The sequence below is a fragment of the Flavobacterium sp. FlaQc-57 genome (assembly GCF_044007395.1).
Lineage (GTDB): Bacteria > Bacteroidota > Bacteroidia > Flavobacteriales > Flavobacteriaceae > Flavobacterium.
Map to the genome: position 1 here is coordinate 58,488 of NZ_JBIPDA010000005.1, position 19,804 is coordinate 78,291.

Sequence of the window (19,804 nt, forward strand, 5' to 3'; positions counted from 1 at the left end):
GAATCAAGCGCAAAGCTTGGGTATTATCCAAAAAGATTAGATAATCTGAAGAAGAAGAAATCTACTTTACGCACTCCTCTAAATTGACTTCTAAACGCTTTTACTTTAGCATTGAAAGATTCTGCAGAAGCATTAGTACTTCTATTATCAAAATAGTTTAAGATTGACTGGTAATTAACCGTTATAGTATTTAAAAGGATATTAAAATTTTTAAAGCCTGACTCCTCTACATTCCTGTACCAATGTGCCAGTTTGGTCATCGCAATGTGTTTATTGTTATGATTGTTGTAAATACCTCGTAGTTGTTGGGTTAAACTGTAGGCTTTTTTAATATCTGGATACAAACCAAATAACAATTGGGCTCGTTCGTTTTGTCTCTGGGTCCATTTATCGCGGGATTTATAAAGAACATATCTACTTCTGGATAACAACTGTTTTACAGAGTCTCCATTTGGTAAAAGCTCTGGTATATAGTTTTTTTTTTTTTTTTCTCTCTCTCTCTTTTCGCTTGTAATATCAATTGATTCTCAGCATCCATCGCTTCCCAACGATATTTTATTCTAATCTCCTGTAATGCTTCTAGAGCTAATTTTTGAACATGAAATCTATCGGTAACCTGTACAGCTTTTGGAAAACATCTTTTGGAGATCAACTTCATAGAATTAGCCATGTCAAGTGTTATTTCTATGACACAACTTTTTTTTTGTAATCAATTTTACAGATATGTTCAATGACCTGATCCGCCTTTGTTCCTGCAACAATAACAACTAAGTAACCTTTTTTACCCTTAGCTTCCTTATTGGTTACAATAGTAAAAAGCTCATCCTGAGACAAGGCTACTTCATCAATTGACAAGTGGGTACCCAAATTTTCAGGATAAATAATCCACTCATGTGCATGTTCTGGTGGAGCCCATGTATTAAAGGAACTTAGGTGTTTTTTATATTGTCTTTGTAGTTTTTTTCCATTGACTCCGAAGAAACTTCCAATGGTTCGACAATCGATAGCGGTCTTATCTATTAATTTCTTTAAAAAAAGCCGCAAACTCTTGAGTCATGCGGGTTCCTTTAGCAACTAAATTCCAATCTCTTTTAACGATCTCACCTGTATCTTTATTAGTCCAGCGACGTCTTTTGATATGTAAATACACGAACTTCCCTCTCAGAGGAAAGTCCTGAATGGTAATCTCATCTTGAAAACCCTTTGAGACTAATTGAAGATCATTAAACTCTGCCGGAGCTTTAGCATTCTCTTCAAAATAGAGGTGTAATATTTCTTGGGTATTAGTAGATGAAACTACTTCAAAATGTTCTACTAAAAAATCAGGAAGCATAAACTTCAAAAGCTCTATAGGGGTCATATAAAATTCTTAGATTGCAAAGTTCTTATTTTATTTTGATATTTCCTCCCCAAGCTTTGTGCTTCATCCATTTTTATATTGATGATGAAGTTAGAGACATGACATTGTTGAAAAACGATAAATTGAGTATTACAATAGTTTTAGTAGATTCGGATTATGATGGTTATAATTTAGAGTTTATAGGCATAAAAACTATAGGAGATTTAACAGCAAAGTATCCGCAGCTGTTAGAGTCTAAAGTTCGATAGTGAAAAGAAAATATGGAAATAATTTAAAACTAAAAACATTCCTTGTGTAAAATGAATCGACCTTTTTGCTGGTTTTAAAAAGAGATAAATATTTAACGCTGATCAAAAAAATCAGCGCACTTTATAAGGAAGTTTGCCAAAACGTTTTTTAAAATTACGAGAAAATCTACTAGTGTTTTGATAACCCGTAACTACAGCAATATTTTTAATCAAAATATTAGAATTTTGAATCAATTGCATCGCAAGAAGCATGTTTTTTTCTTTATGATATTGCAGTATTGAGATACCAAAAACTTCTTTAAAATTAGCTTTTAATTTTGTGGGTGAAATCTTTACTTCTCTGGCAATGTAATCAATCCCTATAAAGGGAAGGTATAAATTATCTAAAATGATTTTTTCTGCCTCAAAGACGATCTGGTAATCAGAATTTTTTAATGATACATTATCTTCAATACGATTGCGCTCAAAAGAGTTGTTAAAAAAGTCAATGAACAATTTCAGGCAATCTTTCTTTAAATTGGCTGTATCGACTTGCATATTTATGTTAGATTCAGTTTTCCATATTTTAGTGATTTTTTTTATCAAAGAATGTGTCTTTAGAGTGATAGACATACCTGAAAAAAAACCTTTTTTACTATTTAAAAAATTTTCTATTGTTTGCTGATAAGAAATACTTCCTGGGATAAATGCTTTATTTGCCCATTGCTTAGTAACAGCTAACGTAAAAGAATGACTTGTTGTATTTTTATAAAATGGAGTGGTGACTTCTGTTCCGGGTTTACTAAAAGTCCAGCAGGAACTAATAAAGTCGACACTCTTTAAATCGTTAAAAGTGAATTTCGAATCAAGGACAGAAAAAGTTAGTAAATAGTAGTCATTTGATAGCTTTTTATCGTACTTGGATTTGATAACAATGTCCTGTTTTACATCAATTTCAGTAGAGAGAATCCAAAATCCTTCTTCAATTTTATGGTAGGATATGGTAGCTTTGCACAATAAACTATTCAAATAAATAGATTGTTTTAAAGGTATATGCTCCGAGATTGTTAGTTTTGTCAGACCATCAAGTAAAAGTTCCGGAGAGTTTAATGAATAGTTGAATTCCAGAAAATCATCAAAACATTTTTGAGTGCGTGCAGGCCAATGATTATTATTAATCATACGTTTAGTAATTTAATTATTTGCTTAAATCCAAGGCTTAATTTTTTTATTAAAGCTAAGGTGGAAATAAAGGACTTGTAATTTACCTTAATTAAGGCAGGGCCATTGAATCTTAAAGCTGCTCCCTTTGTAAAATCAATCCATGTTATGAGCATTTGGGTAGCTAATGTAGTTTCAATTACTTCTTTGGTATTTGCAAATTTCATTATTTATTATAGAAATGTTTTACTGATGTAATACGTGTTGCTTCCTGTGTAATACATGTGGTTGTCTTTGTAATGCATGTATATTGTCTTACTTGATAATTGATTTTTTATAGATGCAGTTTTAGAATTATGTACATAATACTTATCGGGTCTTATACCTTGATATAATAAAGTACGATCCTATATGCATTTACGACCAAAAGCATATCATTTATTACATCACTTGAAATTCTTCAAAAAGAAAATATTTACATTAGCCACAAGAAAAAGAGCCAAATTGCAGTTGATCGAAAATGATTGTGATCAGTGATTTCAGTTCTAGCGAAAAAAGGTAAAGAATTGTAATTATAAGTCTGTTTTTTACCTGTAATAAATGAGCTATTTATTTTCACATCCTAAAATTTAATAAAAGACTATTATGAAAGAATTATTCAACAAAATCAATGCTGAAATTGAAATTTTTAAATTGGAATCCGAACAACAAGTTGAGAAAAATGTAAAAGCTGCTGGAGCCAGAGCACGTAAATCAAGTTTGGAACTGGAGAAACTATTGAAAAAGTTTAGAAAAGTTTCTGTAGAAGAATCAAAAAAGTAAGCCTCAAAATAGACAGTCTGGTTAAAAGTCCTCTACTAGGCTGTCTTTTATTTTCCTCTCCGTTTTTGTCAAGAGTGCTTATTTACGTCTTAATCTCGAGCAATGCTTTGCTTACAAGTTTACCTATATAACTACTACAGGGACCTTATCTGCAACTGTAGTCTCTTCTAGTTATTTATTTTACACTCCAAATTTGACTCTTAAGCTTCCCAATACTTTTTTGTGCTTTTAATCTCTAGGGTTACTTTAGATCTGTATAGAAATTTAGGAAGAAAGAAACACTATTCTTTTCTTGCTTTAACTGAAGCGAGCTACCAGTTGTATTGTTCAGCAATTTTTTATTTCCTTATTATTTTTGTGAAAACAGTAGGTTCCAAAGCTTCTGTAAGTATCTTATTTTATAATATTTAAAGGTTACTTGTAAGGTAATAAAATAACCTTGATGTAGAACTTTACTCCAATTGTTAAATTCTATCTAATTTAGAATTAAGTAAATTTTAATTATTTTGTTTTTGATCGTCTTCAATAATGATAAACGGGTATTTCTTCTAATACTAATTTCTAATTTAGTTAAATAAATCATACTACTATATTATTTGTAAAGCGGTAAATGCGTTGGTGAAGATCTTCATCAGAAACAACTTGAGCGAACTACGCCAGATAGCGTAAAAAGATAGAAAAACTTCAGTTTTAAGGTTTATCTAAATTGAAATAATGCAACAATACAATTATAATCCTTAAATTTGAATAAGACGATGACAAATAGATCCCTGGTTTTTACATTGCATACGCAGTTATAGACGAATTGGTGTTGGGCAGCGAATGCAGCGAGTATTTCACATTTTTATAATCCGATCTCGGGTTTTTCCAAATGTAAAGTAGCTTGTCAGACTCTGGAACGAATTGACTGTTGCAATTCTAAAGTACCCTCGGGCTGTAATATTGCATATCTACTAGATGAGGCTTTGAGCGTAACTAATAATCTAAAGTAGTTTATTTAAAAACCAATACCTCTGACCGAAATAATTAAAGAGATCGACCATCAATGGATAGTAGGGGTTAGGATCGGTTGGAGAAGTGGAGGAGGTCGTTTTGTATCGATTTATGGGTACAATAATCTTGGAGCGAACAGTTTTGTCTATGTTGCGGATCTTATTTATGGGATGTGTTACATGACACTTAAAAATTTCACAGAAAATTATCTTAATGATGGGGATTGGACTCATACCTATTTAACTAAAGCAAAGGATAGTATGCTGCATTTTAATAAAGTTGATGAAAGTACGATTGAGCGGGCCATTGCAATGGTCTCGCCCGATGTTGTAATGGATTTTGATAATTTGAATGATTCTCAACTTGATTCGGGATTGATGGGGCATGATATTTACAATATAAATATAGATTCACTTAAAGGATGCAATAATATTTCATTTAATTTGATGGGTACGCGTTTTATTAGAAAAGACAATCATGGAGATAATTTTATTTTTGAATTTTCCGGTACGGCTAAAAATAGAGATCTGAGCAGGATTATTTTTGGTAACCAGTATGCAAGGAATTATTACACTGTTTTGGAATCATTACGGGAAAACTTCAAAAATATTAAAGAAGATTATAACGTGGCAGTGGTGCGATTACCTTTGTTAAAGGTTGAAGCAGTATGGCTTAGAATCATTGATGATATGGCTGATAGCTATTTTATCCCATTGTTTACCAATGATTTTCTTGATGCAGAAATACGCTATAGCATTCATGAATTTTTTGAACTTTTACGGGAAAACTCTAATAATAGTAAATTATGTGATAATGATAGGATGGGAGGTTAAAAGTATTTAAAAATGAAAAAATATATTAAGGTGAGGTAAAATTACAGTGCTGTCTAGAAAGTAGACGTGTCATGTCAGTGTCTGCAGGATGACAAGCGGAAAAACCGAAGTTAATTCGGTTTTTCCGCTTTTAGCATTTTTCTGCTTTTTGTTTTTTCATTCTTGAGCGAATTTGATAGAGGTTTCTATTGATTAAATTCAGAATGACTTTATGATGTTTTGAATTTTTATTTTTCAGACCGCGACATTGAGATACTTCCATTTTAGAAAGTGATACTTCTATGGTTTCAAGAGGAGTATTGTCTATGCGGGCAGAGAACAGCAGGGAATCGTTCTTTTTAAAATATTCGTTGGTAAACACACAGTGTCTTAAATTGTCTCCCTCTTCCATAAATTGTCTTACATTTTCCAATACGGTTATGGTTATGTCTGCCTGCGTGAAACAAAGTCCAAAAAACTGTTTTTTTTGTTCCGCGTATAAAATCTGTGCCTCCTTGATTTCGGCGCGCATTTGAAGAAGATATTTTTTTCTTTGTACTTCTTGTTTTTTCTGCACCAATTTATCGTGCTCTCCGTTTAAATCATTGGGGCAGATCAACAAAGCAGAACAGATGTCTTTTTTAAACCACCGTAGTAAATCCAAATAATCCTCCCAAATGCCAAAATCTGAAATCGTATAGTTGTTTTTAAGACAGATTTTTACCGCCTGCCAATTATTTCTAATCTGTTGATCGGGAGATTCAAGATAATAGCGGAGCAGGCGAGTCTTCGTTGTTTTTAATAGCGTTTCAGTGTAAGAATCTTTTAAAAGGGATGAAAGCAACACCTGAGGCTTTATTGTATAAAAAGCTTTTTTAAAGCCATTTCTTTTTAGAATGGGAAGTATTTTAATCTTCGGATAAATCCTGTAGGGATTGATGCGGTATTTTGGAGAGTTTTGAAAATCTTTCGGGCGGATTTCTAGATTAGAGTAGTACTGCCAGGAATCATAAGCCTGTGAAAATGGATTGGTGCTGAGTGATAGGGTACGTACTTCGCCTTTTGGATCGATCCAATGTTGCATGACTTCTTTATGATAGAAAGTAGGGAGGTTGTTTTTTTTCATGAGTTTGTGTGAGCAAATGATGCGAACGATTTGAAATTCGGACGCTTTAGTTACCACTGCGCTATATTCTATTTCTTTGAAAAGTACCTGATTATATTGGTACATTTTAAGTTTTCCTTTGCAGGAAGTGCACTTTGTAAATTTTAAGGATTTAGTTTCGCACTGTGGTTTCCAAGCGTGTCCGCAGTCAAGGCAATGGAATTTTCCTCTTGAGAGTGCGCCCCATTTCAGAAATATGTTTTTTTCCGCCCACGACTGCATTTCGGGGGTAATGGGGGCAAGGGATTGGCTTAGCGCAACAATATGTTTTTCTATGGTGGTATGTGGTTTCATAAGTCAAAGAGTGTTAAGGTGGTCTGTGTGGGTTTCGGGGTCTGTATTACCTCAGTTTTAGGCAAGTTAATTTGTAGGGTTGCGGGGAAAGCAGTAAATAAATCAGGCTTTGCAGGCTGATTTACTACTACCTTGCAACTCGGAGGCGCAGGCTCGGCAATAGTATCATCAGTATAATATTTGAGCGCCATGTCAAAGATTTCCTGATTGTCAAAGGCGCAGAATCCTGTTTTTTTGACCTCGCCAAAAATGTAATTGAAACAGCTCTCTAAGTTTTTGTCTGCTTTGGTAAGACTTAGCGCCAAGACAGTATCGCTCAGCGCAGTTTGATTCAAATAATTCTCTATGGCTGTTTTAAAAGCGTCAGTTGGTTTCATAAGGGAAAGAGTTTGATTAATAATTATTATTCAAAGACGTTTCTGTAAATGTCATAGCAGTATTCTTCAAAGCAGAGCCAACATAAAAAAGTGTAATGAGGCAGTTTATAGCGGTTTGCCACAGGATCTCCAAATGACTCTTCCAAATCATTTTTAATGTTTTCTAAATCTTCCAAATGTTTGATGTAAAAAGCTTTGCAATCGTTGTGATAGATAAATTCTCCTATCATTCCGCTGATACAGCCTCCTTTTTGAAGATCTCCGAGGAAAGATTTCAACTGCTCTTTTTTGGTTCCGTTATAGCCCTCTAAATGGCTTAAAATGATTTCGTTGAATATGTGGCTTACATCATACTCTGTGTATTGGTTTTTGTCTAAGGCTTTCATCATGTGATTTTTTGGCGTTTATAAATAAATTGCGAACCCTGTAATTAAAAAGGCAGATCATCGGGCTCCTCTGACTGATTTTGTTTTTTTGGGGTAACATCTGCTTTTTGCGCTTCTGACTCTTTTTTGGCAAAAACTAAAATTTTAAGATTGTTGATGTGAAAGGTTAACGCCCCTAGAGCCGAGCCGTCATGACCGATATAGGTACTAAGCCCAATACGTCCATAGAGCTGAACGAGCGCCCCTTTTTTGAGCCAGTCGGCAGATTTTGGACTGATCCAATAGGAACAGTCGATATAGGTTACAATCTCTTTATACTCTGTACTTCCTTTGAGTTTGTAACTGTCATTGATGGCAATTGAAAAATTGACAACTTGTTTGTCATTTGATACTTTGTGCACGGTGGCATCTTTGGTAAGGCGTCCTGTGATTTCCATGATTTTAAAATTTTAGTGATTACTATTTTTTTAAGTTTCTTTCCCCCTGCCTTTCCCATAAAATATTTTCAAAACGAAAAAACGGGAAAAAAGAAAGCAAGAATCAAGGGACCGATCTAAGGATGCGCAGTGCTATAAGTCCCGAAGGGTGGGAAAGCGTAAGCGCAGCCATTATGCGCATGGAGCATACGGCGGGCACTATCTTAGCTGCCTTTTAACCCGTTTAGAGTTGGAGATACAGCCTTTTTTCATCTTAGTTTTCTTGTTTGCACACATATAACATTATTGTGTAAACAAAATTGTTTATTTTTGTAGTATGAAATCGACACTTGAAATACTCAAAGGAATTCATCCGGGTTATGTACTGGAGCGGGAACTTGAGAAACGTCATTTGGCCAAGGGGCAGTTTGCGCTTTCTCTGGGAGAGTTTCCTCAGACCCTGACGGCTATAACCAAGGGCAAACGCAGGATGAATATACCATTGGCGCTAAAGATTGAGAAGGTATTAGGGATTGAGGAAGGTTATTTTATGATTCTTCAGGTATATTATGATATAGCGCAAGAGAAGAAGAAAGAAGATCAGCCTCAGAACAAAAGTAAAGCAGCACCTGATTTTACAAAGCTGAGAAAAGTACTGTTTTGGGATACAGATATGAAAAAAATTGACTGGCAGAAACAAAAAAAGGCGGTAATAAAAAGAGTCTTTGAGCGCGGCAATGAAGAAGAAAAAAAGGAGATTACACACACTTATGGATCCGATACCGTTAATACTATTCTGAATTCTTAAGAAAAAACAAATCCAAAAACAACAACCCAAAAAAATAAAAGGAATGCCTTTACATTTCAATACTGTTACTCCGCTTCTAAAGACTATTTTAGAAGACTTGATGAAGGCTGAGGAATTTGAATCCTTGAGACTAGTAGGAGCAACGGCGCTGAGTTTGTATTACGGGCACAGGATATCTTATCCAAAGTTATGTTAGATATAAAGTATGAATTATTGAAAATCAGTGTTACTTTTGATGATGTTATTATGATAATATTTGTTGTTTTAATAGTTAAAATCGCGTAAATATGAATTGGGAAGCGAAAATACACTCAAAACTTATAGTGAAGCATTGAAAACCTTTTTGATTTACTACCGGGAAAAACCATCGTCGAAATCTCTAATGAAGATGTGATTGTCTATTATAACGACTTTATATTGAAAAATAATCTTTCGGATTCGTAGCAAAACCAAATTGTTAATACTATCAAACTATATTTTACAACCATTCGAGAAACAAAGATTGAAATAGATAAAATTCACCGACCAAAGCGATATAAACTATTGCCTAATGTTTTGAAGTGAAATTGATTTTGAATGTGCATTGCAATAGCAAACACAAATGATGCTAAGTTTAATTTTTGGCAGTGTTTTGGTTTGTGCTGTTGTGAATTATTGGCACTTCGACCCATTCATAGCGATTCTAAAAAAAATATTGTATTGCTTAAAAACTTCAAAGGAAAGACAGACAGAATTACTCCTTTATCGTCTAAAATTTTAGAAATGCTTCGAGAATATTATATCTTATTTAAACGTAAAACTTATTTATTTGAAGGGGCAAATTCTGGTGAGTCCTATTCAGAAAAAAAAGTTTATAAAGTATATTAAAACAGGCACTTAAAAAAGTTAGCATGACAAAACCTGTAAGTTTACATTGGTTGCGCCATAGTTTCGCTACCCATTTACTTGAAAGCGGAACTGATTTAAGGTATATCCGAATTATTAGGTCATTAAAGCAGTAAGACCAGCGAAGTTTACACCTATGTTAGCACGAAAAGTATTTAACAAATAAAAAGCTATTTGATGATTTATGAAATAAAAATCCTATTTTTGAAAACAAATAAACACTGATATTTGTCAGACATATCGAACCAATTTAGGGTAGATAAGTCGGATATCGTTTGATATATATACAAGTTATGTGATAGTTTTTCGACACTGAGTTTTCAATAGCAACCAATATCTAATAACACTTAAACAAATCATATGAGAAAAATAATCTTTGCTTTTCTTCTGCTAGCGACAGTCGCCAATCTTATTCTTTTAGTAATCGCTTTAACAAATAATTCTTCAAGTTTTTACAATTATAGAGTGATAATTGGAATTTCATTTATAACGTTTGGCGGATTTTTGAGACAACATTTATTGGACTATAATAAGAAAAAAGTTGAGAAATAATTTTATGTAAAAATGTTTCCTCAGAAAATTAATAGAAAGTGAAAAAAGAATAATCCGAAATAAATACTGACAAAGTTTGCATGCTCAAGTTAGGGTAAAAAACATCATAATAACAGCTACTACAATAGATTTGGGTATTAGGCTTAATTTGAAATTGGTTTTGTATTTGGGATGATTTGGCAAATCGGGCTGTAGTACAAGAACGTCAGGCTGTGAAAAAACCTCATATTTCTATTAAAATTTTCAAATTTCAAGACACTATAATTCAAATAAAGCCTTCTGAGAAGGCTCTTTTTTTAGGGTACTAATTTGGTCGGATAAAAATTGTTAGCTCTATTTAGCTTTAAATAAATCATTTCCACTAAAAACAAGACTTTTGCCTTGTAGGGTGAATTCCATTTTTGGAGTTTTGCAATAAGTTCGGGAACGCCCAGTATATTAATACTGCGTTTAATGTTATAGACTAACATAATCAGACTATGTTCTCCGTTTACTTTTTCTAATCCCGTTAAGTTGGTGTGGTTGTAACCCCATTGCTGTTTTATAGTACCAAAGATATGCTCGTTGATTTCCTGTCGCTTGCGATAGAGTTGTGCGTTTGCGTGGTAGCGTTTATTGTTTTCCTCTACGGCATCGGCATATTGGCTTCGGTCTATATCCCGACCAGCCACCCTGCTGGTACATAACTGCTTTACGGGACATTCCCTGCATTTGGGTGTTCGGTATCTCTTGAATTCATAACTATCTTTATCGGTTTTCTTGTGCCAGTGACCTGTAGTTTTAAGTGTTTCACCTTTTGGACAAGTGTAGGTATCGGTGGTTTGGTCATATTGGAACTTCGAGATCAAATAACCCTCAGCTATCCTTTCTTTATTTTTTCCTTGTTCGGGTTGTGCTACAATTGTAGTGATGTTCGCTTTTTTGCAGATTTCTATTTGTTTGCCATTATGATAACCTTTGTCAACTAAAGCAGTATATGTTTCTATACCTAAATTCTCTTTTGCTTCAATAGCAATGGCAGATAAAGCACTGCGGTCGTTCTTGTTGATGGTATGGGTGGCTACCACAAGATTGTGTTTTGCATCTACTGCAGCCTGGACATTAAAAGATATTTCAACTACTTGTCCTTGTACTAATAAGGCTCTGGCATCACTATCAGTAGTGCTTATTTGGGGTTCGCCGCTTGCTTTTAATTTTTCTTCAAGCAAATCATAGCGAAGCTTGTTTTGTTTTAAGCGTTCTATCTTTTGTTGGATATTTTTGATTTCTGTAGAATTCTCCTTGGTATCATTTTCCTCCAAAGCATTTAGGTATTCTTGTGTTTTGATTTCAATATATTCTAAATGTTGATCTATTTTCTTTTGATTGAAATTAGCTTTCTTACTATTGTGCGCTCGGCTTTTAGTTCCATCAATGGCAATGGTTTCACAGCCTATTAAATCGGCGTCTTTTAAAAAGACAACATAGAGTTTAAACAAGTTCTTTAATGCTAATGAATTATTCTTTCTGAAGTCTGATATACTGTTAATTGGGATGAATATTTTCTAATAACCACTGCATTTCAATGTTTCTATAACATTCTTTTTCTAGTTTACGACTACTTCTCAAACCATTTAGATATCCATACAAATAGATCTTTATAAATAGCGGGCTGTTATAACTTGGACGACCCTCTTTATTAAGTGTTTGAGCTGAAAAGCCAAGTTTGGATAAGTCTAAAAAAGAGACAAAAGCGTCGATAAAACGTACCGGATTATCAAGACTTATAGTGTCCTCTAAACTTGAAATACGCATCTGGTGGCGAGAAATTCCTGAAATATGTTGCATTCTTAAAAATATGAAAATTCCTGCTTTAATACAACTTTTTTGCTATATTTGATCAAACACAAACGGAAGTTTTTTAACTTACTGACGTTAGCGGTCAGGCTGAAAAAAAAACAGATAAATGAAAAGAAATTTAGTAATTATGGGGATTATATCGACAATGTTAAGTGTACTTGGATGCTCGCCAAACGGGAAAAAAAATGACGAAAAAATCACTCAATCAATTGAAGAATTTAATAACAGAAAAATCTTTACAAAACTGAGTGAAGAAATAATTGACAATACTTCTGACGATAAATTATTACAATTAGTTTTTGATAACTTATCGCAAAAGAATTTCGAAGATTATGAAAATGAATTTGCAAATGTAATGAGTTGGAACAAATCAAAACAAGCAATTTATATGATTTGGGCTTTAGAATCAGAAGTTAATAATGGTGGATATAATCAATTTTACTTTAATTCGAGTGGACAGTTTTATAAATATTTGCCAGATGCTTTAAAATTAGTTGGAGCGAATAAATATGCCGAATTGACGAAACGAGGTAATGAAACTTTTGAAAAAGAAAATCCAAAAATCACACAACATCAAGACGGAACAATAGAAGGTTTTAGTAAATCTTATGAAGACAATCCATTAAATAAGTTTGACGAAGAATTTTATAAACTTTACGAGACTGAAAATTTACAACAATTACAAGTAGATTTTATTAGAAAGCATAAAACTGAATTTATCGACAACTGAGACGTAAAAAAAGCCCGAATCGCTAACAACTTGGCGAGATTGGCTGTTTTGGCTGAATTTAAAGATGGTTTTATATTTGGAAAATTTGTGTTTAACCGAAAAATCCCGCATTTTTAATCCCTAACCTCGACAAGTACCAGACCGTCAAGAAGTGAAAAAACCTCTTCAAACTTGGAAAGTATGTGGAGGGCTTCCAAAGAAAAATCTCAAATATGAGCTTCTAAAGAGGTTGATTTTAGTTTTTTCACAGACTGACGTCAGGCTGTGAAAAAAACTCATATTTCTATTAAAATTTTCAAATTTCACGACATTATAATTCAAATAAAGCCTTCTGAGAAGGCTCTTTTTTTTAGGATGCAATTTTCATTGGATAAAAAAAGTACGTTGTATTGAGCTTTAAATACTCCATTTTTAGTAAAAACAAGACTTTTGCCTTGTAGGGTGAGTTTCATTTTTTGAGTTTGGCAATCAGCTCGAGAACTCCGAGAATATTGATACTGCGTTTAATGTTATGGACCAACATAATTAAGCTATGTTCTCCGTTTACTTTTTTCAATCCCGTTAAATTGGTATGATTGTACCCCCATTGCCGTTTAATAGTCCCAAAGATATGTTCGTTGATTTCCTGCCGCTTGCGGTATAGTTGTGCGTTTGCGTGGTAGCGTTTGTTGTTTTCTTCTACGGCATCGGCATATTGACTGCGGTCTATATCCCAACCAGCCATCCTATTGGTATATAAATGTTTTACAGGACATTATCTGCATTTTGGAGTTCGGTATCTCTTGAATTCATAACTATCACTATCGGTTTTCTTGTGCCAGTGACCTGTAGTTTTAAGCGTTCCTCCCTGTGGGCAAGTGTAGGTGTCGTTGGTTTGGTCGTATTTGAACTTTGAGATCAAATAACCCTCAGCTATCCTTTATTTATTTTTTCCTTGTTCGGGCTGCGCTACAATTGTAGAGATGTTCGCTTTTTTGCAGATTTCTATTTGTTTGCCATTATGATAGCCCTTGTCAACTAAAGCAGTATATGTTTCTATTCCTAAATTCTCTTTAACTTCAATAGCAATTGCCGACAAGGCACTGCGGTCATTTTTGTTGATGGTATGCGTGGCCACTACCAGATTGTGTTTGGCATCAACTGCTGCCTGCATATTAAATGAAATTTCAACTACCTGACCTTGTACTAATAAAGCTCTGGCATCGCTATCAGTAGTGCTGATTTGAGGTTCGCCACTGGCCTTTAACTTTTCTTCCAGTAATTCATAGCGGATTTTATTTTGTTGTAAACGTTCTATTTTTTGTTGGATGTTTTTCATTTCCGAAGAATTCACTTTGGTATCGTTTTCCTCCAAAGTGTCAAGATATTCTTGGCTTTTTGCTTCAATATAGGCTAGGTGCTTGTCAATTTTCTTTTGATTAAAATTTCCTTTTTTGCTGTTGTGCGCCCTACTTTTAGTTCCATCAATAGCAATGGTTTCCCCTGCTATTAAATCGGCGTCTTTCAAAAAGCTAACAAAGAGTTTAAATAAGTTCTTTAATGCTAGAGGATTGTCTTTTCTGAAATCAGAAATACTGTGGTAATTCGGTCGAATGTCTTCCAATAGCCATTGTATTTCTATATTTCTAAAACATTCTTTTTCTAATTTTCGAAAGCTTCTTATTCGGTTGAGATAACCATATAGGTAGGTTTTAAGAAACAGTTTATTGTTATAACTCGGGCGACCTTCTTTTTTGAGCGTTTTAACTTCAAAACCAAGCTTAGATAAATCTACAAACGATACAAAAGCATCTATAAAACGAACCTGATTGTCTGGACTTATTGCGTCTTCTAAACTTGAAATACGCATCTGATAGTGGGAAATTCCTAGGATATGTTGCATTACTAAAAATACGAAAAATCCTGTTTTAAAGCAATACTTTCCTATATTTGTTTCTAATCAAACGGAAATTTTTTCACAGACTGACGTCATGTGTCACAAATAACTAACAGTCAAAAAAATAAGATAAATTTTAAATAGTAAAAAGTACAAGTATTAATATTCCAAATTGTTGTCTTTTTAATTATTTCTTTTGCAGAATTTACTAGTTTTATTGAATGCTTTTATATTTGTCATACTATCTGATTTTTTTTTTATTTAAACTTCTTTCCAATAATAGCTATAGAAGTTATCAGTTCCCAATAATTTCTGATGATTTCCTGATTCTTTAATGCTTTTGTTTTCTAAAACGTAAATCATATCGGCTGTGTTTTTTAAAATATTCAAACGATGCGAAATAAAAAGAATAGCGCAATTTGGTTTTATTTTTTCAAATAATTTCATTGTAAAGTTTTCGGTATTTCGATCCATTGCAGATGTGGCTTCGTCAAGAATTAAAAATTGAGGTTTTTTATATAAAACTCTAGCCAATGCAATAATCTGTTTCTGACCTCCGCTCAAATTAATTCCTTCTTCTCCCAGATTAGTTGCTAATCCTTGCGGTAATTGATTAAAGAAATATTCAAATTCATATTCGGCAATAAACCGTAATATGTTTTCAGTCGAATCAATCGAACCAAGAAGGATGTTGTCAATTACGGTTCCGTTAAAAATTGTAATTTCTTGCGGAATCACACCTAATAAATCTCTATAGTTTTTAAGTCCAATTTCTTGAAGTTGATATTTATCGTTTATAATAATATTCCCGTTTTTGAAGGAATAAAAACGTTGTAAAATTTGTCCCAAAGTACTTTTTCCAGATCCGCTTTCTCCAACGATAGCAGTGAATTTTCCTTTTTCTATTTTTATATTGATATCGTGAAAAAGTTCACTGCGTCCCGCAAATCTAAAAGATAAATTTTGAATCGTTATTTTGTCAATCTCAGCAATTTCTAAACCGTCCTCGTTCTCTTTTTCTAAAGATGCAAATTCATACATTCTGTTAAACGCAATTTTAGCTTCATTTATAGGAATTGATATTAAAGCCAAACTTGCAATCGAAGGTAATAAGGATCCTGCAATTCCTAAAATTGCCATTAATTCACCAATTTTAATTTCTTTATTAAAAACCTGAATAGAAGTATAAATTAAAATTCCAATTGAAAAAGCAAGACTAGCTAAACCAGATTGCCACGAAAGGGTATTGTTGATTTTTCCTAAATTGAAAATTTTTTCCTGATAGTTAGCAAAGAGCTGCTCGTTTAATTTATTGAAGATAGGTTGTTTATTGTTATTCTTTATAGTCGAAATCCCTTGAATTGTATTGATATAGTTACTTTCATTTATCGCATAACTTTGCATTATTTCGGTTTGAGATTTGATTATTTTTTTATTGTTTTTATAGATTATAAAAAAATAAATAGGCAAGCTAAGTAAAGCAATCAAGCCAAGTTTACAGGAATAAGTAAACAAAAATACTAACGAAATAATAGCTACTAAAATATCAATTATTAAGGAGCTGGAAAGCATTCTAATAACACTTTGTATACGTTGTGTATCGTTTAATCTTGCGACAAGATCACCAGTTTTTCTAGAATCAAAAAAAGATTTTGGAAGATGTAAAAGCGAAAAAATAAATGCATTGTTTATCCTGTTATTAAAGTCTTTTGATTGTTGTAATGAAAAATATTGTCTTAAAACACCAATGGCAACTCTGGCCAAGAGCAAAATTGTTAATAATGAAATCCCTGAGATTAGCTTTTTGATATTATGTGAGGGGAGAATATCATCAATTAGTTTTTGAGAAAATAATACCATTGACATTCCTAAACCAGCAATAAAAACACCTAATAAAACAGAAATCCAAATGAGCTTATAATCATCTTTTATGAGATTTAGAAACCATTTTATTTGTGCATCCTTTTCAATTTTTTCGGTAACAAAATTTTCATTTCGTTCAAGAGTCAAACACGTTTTTGAGAGCCAAATATCTTCTAAATCAGCTATCGACAAAAAAGAAATTCCTTTTGAAGGATCGCCTATCAAAAAGCCTTTTGTTTCTGAGTATTCATAACAAACGATATAATGTTGTAACTTGTTTTCGATTAAAACATGTAGAATAACGGGTTGTTTGTGGGCAATTAGAATATCGATATCTGCCACGCAACCTTGTGCTGTGAATCCTAATTTATTAGCCGCTTGATACAAGCCCAGCATAGTTGTACCTTCTTTTGTAGTACCACTTATTTCTCGAAGTTTCTCGAGGTTTTGATTTCCGTAATTTAACTTAATGATCGACAACAAACAAGCCAAGCCACAGTCTGATTGGTCCAGTTGTAGTGTATGTGTTTTTTCTATGTGTTTTAAATTCATTACGCTTTATTCTACATTTATTTTTTTTAGCAAAGTCGATGCTTTTGTTTGTCCTTTTATTTTTGAAATCAGTTGGTGTTTCTTGTTGTATAGAATCATTGAAGGCATTGATGGACTGTCAAAAGTAGTAGAGAAGCTAACTTTGTTATCAGATAAAAAATAAACATTGTCATAAGTTATTAGTTGATGTTTTTGGACAAAAATTTTAATTAATTCTGGATTTTCAAATGACACAAAAACTAGTTGCACATCTTTAAATTGAGTTATGTTTTCTTTTATCATTTGTGCCTCGTTTATGCAGTAATCACATTCTGTATTGAAATAAATAAAAATGACAGCAGTTTCTTTTTTTAGATTCTGATTAGTGAAGTTCTCACCAGTTATATTTTGATAGGAAAATGCTGGAATGCTTTTTATATTTTGGGCTATCTCATTTTTATGGATTATTTGAGAGATAATTCGAAAACTTAGAAAAAGAAAAACTCCAATGAATGTTACAAGAAGAATGGTTTTAAAATATCTTTTCATTTTTTTCTTCTTTGTTCATAAGTAACGAGATAATAATAAGAATCATTGAGACAACGCCAAGTGTAGTCTGAACGATGTCTCCATTATAAAAAAAATATCGCACGATGTCCACCATAAGTAGTGCGCTACACAGGACAATAAATAACTTTCTGGATTTTGACATTTTAAGTGTAATTAAGGATGAAAAACATAATTATAGTTACCCATAAAAGTAAACTGGGCACGTAACTTAAACCAACGATTTTTAATCCATAGTCTGTATTGGCATTGGCTAGCTTGCCAACTTTAAATCCTAAGTAAATAACATAAGAAAGTTCAAATAAATTAAGTACTTGAAGAGGATAAATGAACCAATTTTCTAAACCTTTATAACCAATTATATTTAAAGCAGATAGTGGATAGAAATATTGAAGATCTTGCAAGTTATAATTTTTTTGAAAAAAGTAAAACCAAGCTATTTTGGTAATGTTTGCGAGAACAAAAACAAATTCTGCTTTTAAAGTGTAATTCCATAATAAACTAAAGCTCCATTTTTTGTTTTCTGAAAGTATTATTCCAATATACACAATACATGAAATTATAATTGTTTTTAATAAAATGACAATAGGAACAATAATATAGTACAACCATTGAATCTTTTTCTGAACTTCAAAGATTCTTTCAACTTGATGAGCAGATAAATTTATAGTAAGTGAATTGTAATATAGTTCCTCAATGTTAAGGAGGTGATTACCAGTTTTTGTTGCTATTAGTGAAACAATGGACAATAATAATAGTAATAAGTAATTTGTTTTTTTTATTTCCACTTTAGTAATTATTGAAGATTTAAGTTTTATTCTAAATATGTTAAAACTAGATCTGATAATTGATTAATACTTGTTATATCTAGGTCTTTAATTTTTTTCTCTAATACGATTGTTTGATTTTTTAATATTAGAATTTTATCAGTAAAATTTTCTAAGATGTCTACTTGATTAGAGGAAATAAAAAGAGTACATCCCTTTTCTTTTAAATTAGACAAAATCTTTACTACTTCTTGTATTGTAATCAAATCTAATCCAATGAATGGTTCGTCCATAATTAAAATCTGTGGATCATTTAGTATTGATATGGCTAGTAAAATTTTTGATTTTGTCCCAAATGAAATTTCAGAAATCAATTTATTTAGATGTATTGCAAAGTCTAGAGTTTGTGAGAATTCAGTGATTTTTGATTCGATTACGTTATTTGTCAGTGCTTTTAATTTACCTGCAAGAAAAATATATTCTTTTACAGTTAATTTATCAATTAACACTTCATGACCTAAGTACAAACCAATTTTCTTTTTATCGTTTGGAACAAGGTTTATGGCGCCATTATTTACTTTTATAAATCCTGCTAAACATTTAATCAAAGTTGTTTTCCCAGCACCATTTCGACCATAAATTACTGCGAGTTCACCTTTTTCTATTAAAAAATTTATATTCTCTAAAACTATAGTTGAATTAAATTTTCTAGATAAGTTTTCGACTTTAATCATAAAAGTTTTTTATATGTAAGTTATTGAACAAAGCGTTTAAAGTATAAGACCGATAAAAAATCAAATATGTTAGAATTAAAAAAAATGTTATAAATGAGTAATCTGTCAAATATGCATTAATAAAAAAGACTAATAGGGTAGTAATACAATTTGCAATTAGAATTATTAATGATTTAATAAATGGAATCCTAAAAGAAATATTGAAAATTATGTTCGCTATTACTAAGTTCATAAAAATAAAAATATTTAAAATGATCCAGTTGCGTTGATTTATTTCGCTAAATTCTTGATAAATCAAAAAAAATAAAGCTGCCAGTAAATAACAGATATTAAACTCAAGAATAAACTGAATTTGTTTAATGGAAGAAATTTTTTTTAGTTGAATTTCTTGAAATTGGAAATAAAATAATTTCTCATTTGTATTTGACCATAATAAATTAAAAAACTTATCTGAAAATAAAATAGGAATTAACAGGTAAGCTATAAAGGTGTCTTTATAATTAGAAGCCAAGATTATCATTGACATAATGAATATGTCCATTAACTTTCCTTCTCGATACGCTTTTAAAAATATTATATAGTCTAAATTCATTGTTTAGAGGTCTTGTAATAAGTTTGTAGATATAAATAAAAACAAAT

The 19,804-nt window shown here is 32.1% G+C and carries 25 protein-coding genes; 7 read left to right on the forward strand and 18 right to left on the reverse strand.

Translation table 11 applies throughout. The features are described 5' to 3' along the window. Positions 1–23 precede the first annotated feature (23 nt). The 4 genes from ACHRVZ_RS15710 to ACHRVZ_RS15725 are packed head-to-tail and all read right to left on the reverse strand — an operon-like array spanning position 24 to position 1,360. Positions 24–431, reverse strand: coding sequence for a transposase (locus tag ACHRVZ_RS15710; protein WP_395423671.1), 408 nt, complete (start codon positions 429–431; stop codon positions 24–26). 5 nt (positions 432–436) lie between these two features. Next, the gene (locus ACHRVZ_RS15715; protein WP_395423672.1) at positions 437–670 is read right to left on the reverse strand and encodes a transposase; all 234 of its coding nucleotides are present in this window, start codon (positions 668–670) and stop codon (positions 437–439) included. A gap of 14 nt (positions 671–684) precedes the next feature. Then, positions 685–1,044 (reverse strand): hypothetical protein, encoded by a 360-nt coding sequence (locus ACHRVZ_RS15720; RefSeq protein WP_395423674.1) that lies wholly within the window; start codon positions 1,042–1,044, stop codon positions 685–687. Beyond that, positions 1,013–1,360, reverse strand: coding sequence for a transposase (locus tag ACHRVZ_RS15725; RefSeq protein ID WP_395423675.1), 348 nt, complete (start codon positions 1,358–1,360; stop codon positions 1,013–1,015). Before ACHRVZ_RS15725 ends, ACHRVZ_RS15720 begins: the two co-directional genes overlap by 32 nt. 122 nt (positions 1,361–1,482) lie before the next feature. Between ACHRVZ_RS15725 and ACHRVZ_RS15730 the strand changes: the two genes are divergently transcribed. Next, positions 1,483–1,608: a hypothetical protein gene (locus ACHRVZ_RS15730; protein WP_395423677.1), complete on the forward strand. Its 126-nt coding sequence runs from the start codon at positions 1,483–1,485 to the stop codon at positions 1,606–1,608. A gap of 111 nt (positions 1,609–1,719) precedes the next feature. Here the strand turns inward: ACHRVZ_RS15730 and ACHRVZ_RS15735 are convergent, their stop codons facing one another. Together ACHRVZ_RS15735 and ACHRVZ_RS15740 are read right to left on the reverse strand one after the other, a co-directional pair. Continuing rightward, entirely contained in the window at positions 1,720–2,769 is a 1,050-nt protein-coding gene (locus ACHRVZ_RS15735; protein WP_395423679.1) for a helix-turn-helix domain-containing protein, read from the reverse strand. Further along, a complete protein-coding gene (locus ACHRVZ_RS15740) occupies positions 2,766–2,975 on the reverse strand; it encodes a hypothetical protein (protein ID WP_395423680.1) in 210 nt (69 codons plus the stop codon). Before ACHRVZ_RS15740 ends, ACHRVZ_RS15735 begins: the two co-directional genes overlap by 4 nt. Before the next feature lie 418 nt (positions 2,976–3,393). Between ACHRVZ_RS15740 and ACHRVZ_RS15745 the strand changes: the two genes are divergently transcribed. Beyond that, a complete protein-coding gene (locus ACHRVZ_RS15745) occupies positions 3,394–3,570 on the forward strand; it encodes a histone H1 (RefSeq protein ID WP_395423682.1) in 177 nt (58 codons plus the stop codon). 1,172 nt (positions 3,571–4,742) lie between these two features. After that, positions 4,743–5,396: a hypothetical protein gene (locus ACHRVZ_RS15750; RefSeq protein ID WP_395423684.1), complete on the forward strand. Its 654-nt coding sequence runs from the start codon at positions 4,743–4,745 to the stop codon at positions 5,394–5,396. Positions 5,397–5,526: 130 nt separating this feature from the next. Here the strand turns inward: ACHRVZ_RS15750 and ACHRVZ_RS15755 are convergent, their stop codons facing one another. From ACHRVZ_RS15755 to ACHRVZ_RS15770, 4 genes are read right to left on the reverse strand one after another with little or no spacing between them, the layout of a single operon-like run. Next, positions 5,527–6,834: a PcfJ domain-containing protein gene (locus ACHRVZ_RS15755; RefSeq protein ID WP_395423686.1), complete on the reverse strand. Its 1,308-nt coding sequence runs from the start codon at positions 6,832–6,834 to the stop codon at positions 5,527–5,529. Then, entirely contained in the window at positions 6,831–7,211 is a 381-nt protein-coding gene (locus ACHRVZ_RS15760; RefSeq protein ID WP_395423688.1) for a PcfK-like family protein, read from the reverse strand. The genes ACHRVZ_RS15755 and ACHRVZ_RS15760 overlap by 4 nt, the downstream gene beginning before the upstream one ends. A gap of 26 nt (positions 7,212–7,237) precedes the next feature. Further along, complete coding sequence (locus ACHRVZ_RS15765) at positions 7,238–7,600, reverse strand: hypothetical protein (protein ID WP_395423690.1); 363 nt, start codon at positions 7,598–7,600, stop codon at positions 7,238–7,240. 41 nt (positions 7,601–7,641) lie between these two features. Then, entirely contained in the window at positions 7,642–8,034 is a 393-nt protein-coding gene (locus tag ACHRVZ_RS15770) for a single-stranded DNA-binding protein (RefSeq protein WP_395423692.1), read from the reverse strand. Between the two features lie 316 nt (positions 8,035–8,350). Here ACHRVZ_RS15770 and ACHRVZ_RS15775 point away from each other — a divergent pair, with 316 nt between their 5' ends. The 3 genes from ACHRVZ_RS15775 to ACHRVZ_RS15785 all read left to right on the forward strand — a co-directional run bounded on the left by ACHRVZ_RS15775 (position 8,351) and on the right by ACHRVZ_RS15785 (position 9,822). Further along, a complete protein-coding gene (locus ACHRVZ_RS15775) occupies positions 8,351–8,821 on the forward strand; it encodes a transcriptional regulator (RefSeq protein ID WP_395423694.1) in 471 nt (156 codons plus the stop codon). A 576-nt stretch (positions 8,822–9,397) separates the two neighbouring features. Further along, a complete protein-coding gene (locus ACHRVZ_RS15780; protein ID WP_395423696.1) occupies positions 9,398–9,688 on the forward strand; it encodes a hypothetical protein in 291 nt (96 codons plus the stop codon). A 23-nt stretch (positions 9,689–9,711) separates the two neighbouring features. Then, entirely contained in the window at positions 9,712–9,822 is a 111-nt protein-coding gene (locus ACHRVZ_RS15785) for a hypothetical protein (protein ID WP_395423697.1), read from the forward strand. 732 nt (positions 9,823–10,554) lie between these two features. Here the strand turns inward: ACHRVZ_RS15785 and ACHRVZ_RS15790 are convergent. Both ACHRVZ_RS15790 and ACHRVZ_RS15795 read right to left on the reverse strand, forming a co-directional pair. Then, entirely contained in the window at positions 10,555–11,736 is a 1,182-nt protein-coding gene (locus ACHRVZ_RS15790; protein WP_395423699.1) for a transposase, read from the reverse strand. Positions 11,737–11,782: 46 nt separating this feature from the next. Next, a complete protein-coding gene (locus tag ACHRVZ_RS15795) occupies positions 11,783–12,085 on the reverse strand; it encodes a transposase (RefSeq protein ID WP_395423701.1) in 303 nt (100 codons plus the stop codon). Between the two features lie 118 nt (positions 12,086–12,203). Between ACHRVZ_RS15795 and ACHRVZ_RS15800 the strand changes: the two genes are divergently transcribed. Further along, on the forward strand, positions 12,204–12,827 hold the full coding sequence (locus ACHRVZ_RS15800) for a DUF4375 domain-containing protein (RefSeq protein ID WP_395423703.1): 624 nt from the start codon (positions 12,204–12,206) through the stop codon (positions 12,825–12,827). A gap of 448 nt (positions 12,828–13,275) precedes the next feature. Here the strand turns inward: ACHRVZ_RS15800 and ACHRVZ_RS15805 are convergent, their stop codons facing one another. From ACHRVZ_RS15805 to ACHRVZ_RS15830, 6 genes are all read right to left on the reverse strand, one after another. Further along, entirely contained in the window at positions 13,276–13,551 is a 276-nt protein-coding gene (locus tag ACHRVZ_RS15805; RefSeq protein WP_395423704.1) for a transposase, read from the reverse strand. 195 nt (positions 13,552–13,746) lie between these two features. Next, the gene (locus tag ACHRVZ_RS15810) at positions 13,747–14,709 is read right to left on the reverse strand and encodes a transposase (RefSeq protein ID WP_395423706.1); all 963 of its coding nucleotides are present in this window, start codon (positions 14,707–14,709) and stop codon (positions 13,747–13,749) included. A 255-nt stretch (positions 14,710–14,964) separates the two neighbouring features. Continuing rightward, a complete protein-coding gene (locus tag ACHRVZ_RS15815) occupies positions 14,965–17,118 on the reverse strand; it encodes a peptidase domain-containing ABC transporter (RefSeq protein ID WP_395423707.1) in 2,154 nt (717 codons plus the stop codon). 6 nt (positions 17,119–17,124) lie between these two features. Beyond that, entirely contained in the window at positions 17,125–17,646 is a 522-nt protein-coding gene (locus ACHRVZ_RS15820) for a peroxiredoxin family protein (RefSeq protein ID WP_395423708.1), read from the reverse strand. A 164-nt stretch (positions 17,647–17,810) separates the two neighbouring features. Next, positions 17,811–18,452 carry a hypothetical protein gene (locus tag ACHRVZ_RS15825; RefSeq protein ID WP_395423709.1) on the reverse strand — a complete coding sequence of 214 codons (642 nt, stop codon included), beginning with the start codon at positions 18,450–18,452 and terminating at the stop codon, positions 17,811–17,813. 26 nt (positions 18,453–18,478) lie between these two features. Beyond that, positions 18,479–19,165, reverse strand: a complete 687-nt coding sequence (locus tag ACHRVZ_RS15830) for an ATP-binding cassette domain-containing protein (protein ID WP_395423710.1) — start codon at positions 19,163–19,165, stop codon at positions 18,479–18,481. Between the last annotated feature and the right edge of the window lie 639 nt (positions 19,166–19,804).

What these genes read in the sequence shown, in the direction of transcription:
- ACHRVZ_RS15715 (WP_395423672.1), bottom strand. Translation starts at nt 670, where the DNA reads ATGGCTAATTCTATGAAGTTGATCTCCAAAAGATGTTTTCCAAAAGCT.
- ACHRVZ_RS15725 (WP_395423675.1), bottom strand. Translation starts at nt 1,360, where the DNA reads ATGACCCCTATAGAGCTTTTGAAGTTTATGCTTCCTGATTTTTTAGTA.
- ACHRVZ_RS15735 (WP_395423679.1), bottom strand. Translation starts at nt 2,769, where the DNA reads ATGATTAATAATAATCATTGGCCTGCACGCACTCAAAAATGTTTTGAT.
- ACHRVZ_RS15740 (WP_395423680.1), bottom strand. Translation starts at nt 2,975, where the DNA reads ATGAAATTTGCAAATACCAAAGAAGTAATTGAAACTACATTAGCTACC.
- ACHRVZ_RS15745 (WP_395423682.1), top strand. Translation starts at nt 3,394, where the DNA reads ATGAAAGAATTATTCAACAAAATCAATGCTGAAATTGAAATTTTTAAA.
- ACHRVZ_RS15750 (WP_395423684.1), top strand. Translation starts at nt 4,743, where the DNA reads ATGACACTTAAAAATTTCACAGAAAATTATCTTAATGATGGGGATTGG.
- ACHRVZ_RS15755 (WP_395423686.1), bottom strand. Translation starts at nt 6,834, where the DNA reads ATGAAACCACATACCACCATAGAAAAACATATTGTTGCGCTAAGCCAA.
- ACHRVZ_RS15760 (WP_395423688.1), bottom strand. Translation starts at nt 7,211, where the DNA reads ATGAAACCAACTGACGCTTTTAAAACAGCCATAGAGAATTATTTGAAT.
- ACHRVZ_RS15765 (WP_395423690.1), bottom strand. Translation starts at nt 7,600, where the DNA reads ATGATGAAAGCCTTAGACAAAAACCAATACACAGAGTATGATGTAAGC.
- ACHRVZ_RS15770 (WP_395423692.1), bottom strand. Translation starts at nt 8,034, where the DNA reads ATGGAAATCACAGGACGCCTTACCAAAGATGCCACCGTGCACAAAGTA.
- ACHRVZ_RS15775 (WP_395423694.1), top strand. Translation starts at nt 8,351, where the DNA reads ATGAAATCGACACTTGAAATACTCAAAGGAATTCATCCGGGTTATGTA.
- ACHRVZ_RS15780 (WP_395423696.1), top strand. Translation starts at nt 9,398, where the DNA reads ATGTGCATTGCAATAGCAAACACAAATGATGCTAAGTTTAATTTTTGG.
- ACHRVZ_RS15785 (WP_395423697.1), top strand. Translation starts at nt 9,712, where the DNA reads ATGACAAAACCTGTAAGTTTACATTGGTTGCGCCATAGTTTCGCTACC.
- ACHRVZ_RS15795 (WP_395423701.1), bottom strand. Translation starts at nt 12,085, where the DNA reads ATGCAACATATTTCAGGAATTTCTCGCCACCAGATGCGTATTTCAAGT.
- ACHRVZ_RS15800 (WP_395423703.1), top strand. Translation starts at nt 12,204, where the DNA reads ATGAAAAGAAATTTAGTAATTATGGGGATTATATCGACAATGTTAAGT.
- ACHRVZ_RS15805 (WP_395423704.1), bottom strand. Translation starts at nt 13,551, where the DNA reads ATGGCTGGTTGGGATATAGACCGCAGTCAATATGCCGATGCCGTAGAA.
- ACHRVZ_RS15810 (WP_395423706.1), bottom strand. Translation starts at nt 14,709, where the DNA reads ATGCAACATATCCTAGGAATTTCCCACTATCAGATGCGTATTTCAAGT.
- ACHRVZ_RS15815 (WP_395423707.1), bottom strand. Translation starts at nt 17,118, where the DNA reads ATGAATTTAAAACACATAGAAAAAACACATACACTACAACTGGACCAA.
- ACHRVZ_RS15820 (WP_395423708.1), bottom strand. Translation starts at nt 17,646, where the DNA reads ATGAAAAGATATTTTAAAACCATTCTTCTTGTAACATTCATTGGAGTT.
- ACHRVZ_RS15830 (WP_395423710.1), bottom strand. Translation starts at nt 19,165, where the DNA reads ATGATTAAAGTCGAAAACTTATCTAGAAAATTTAATTCAACTATAGTT.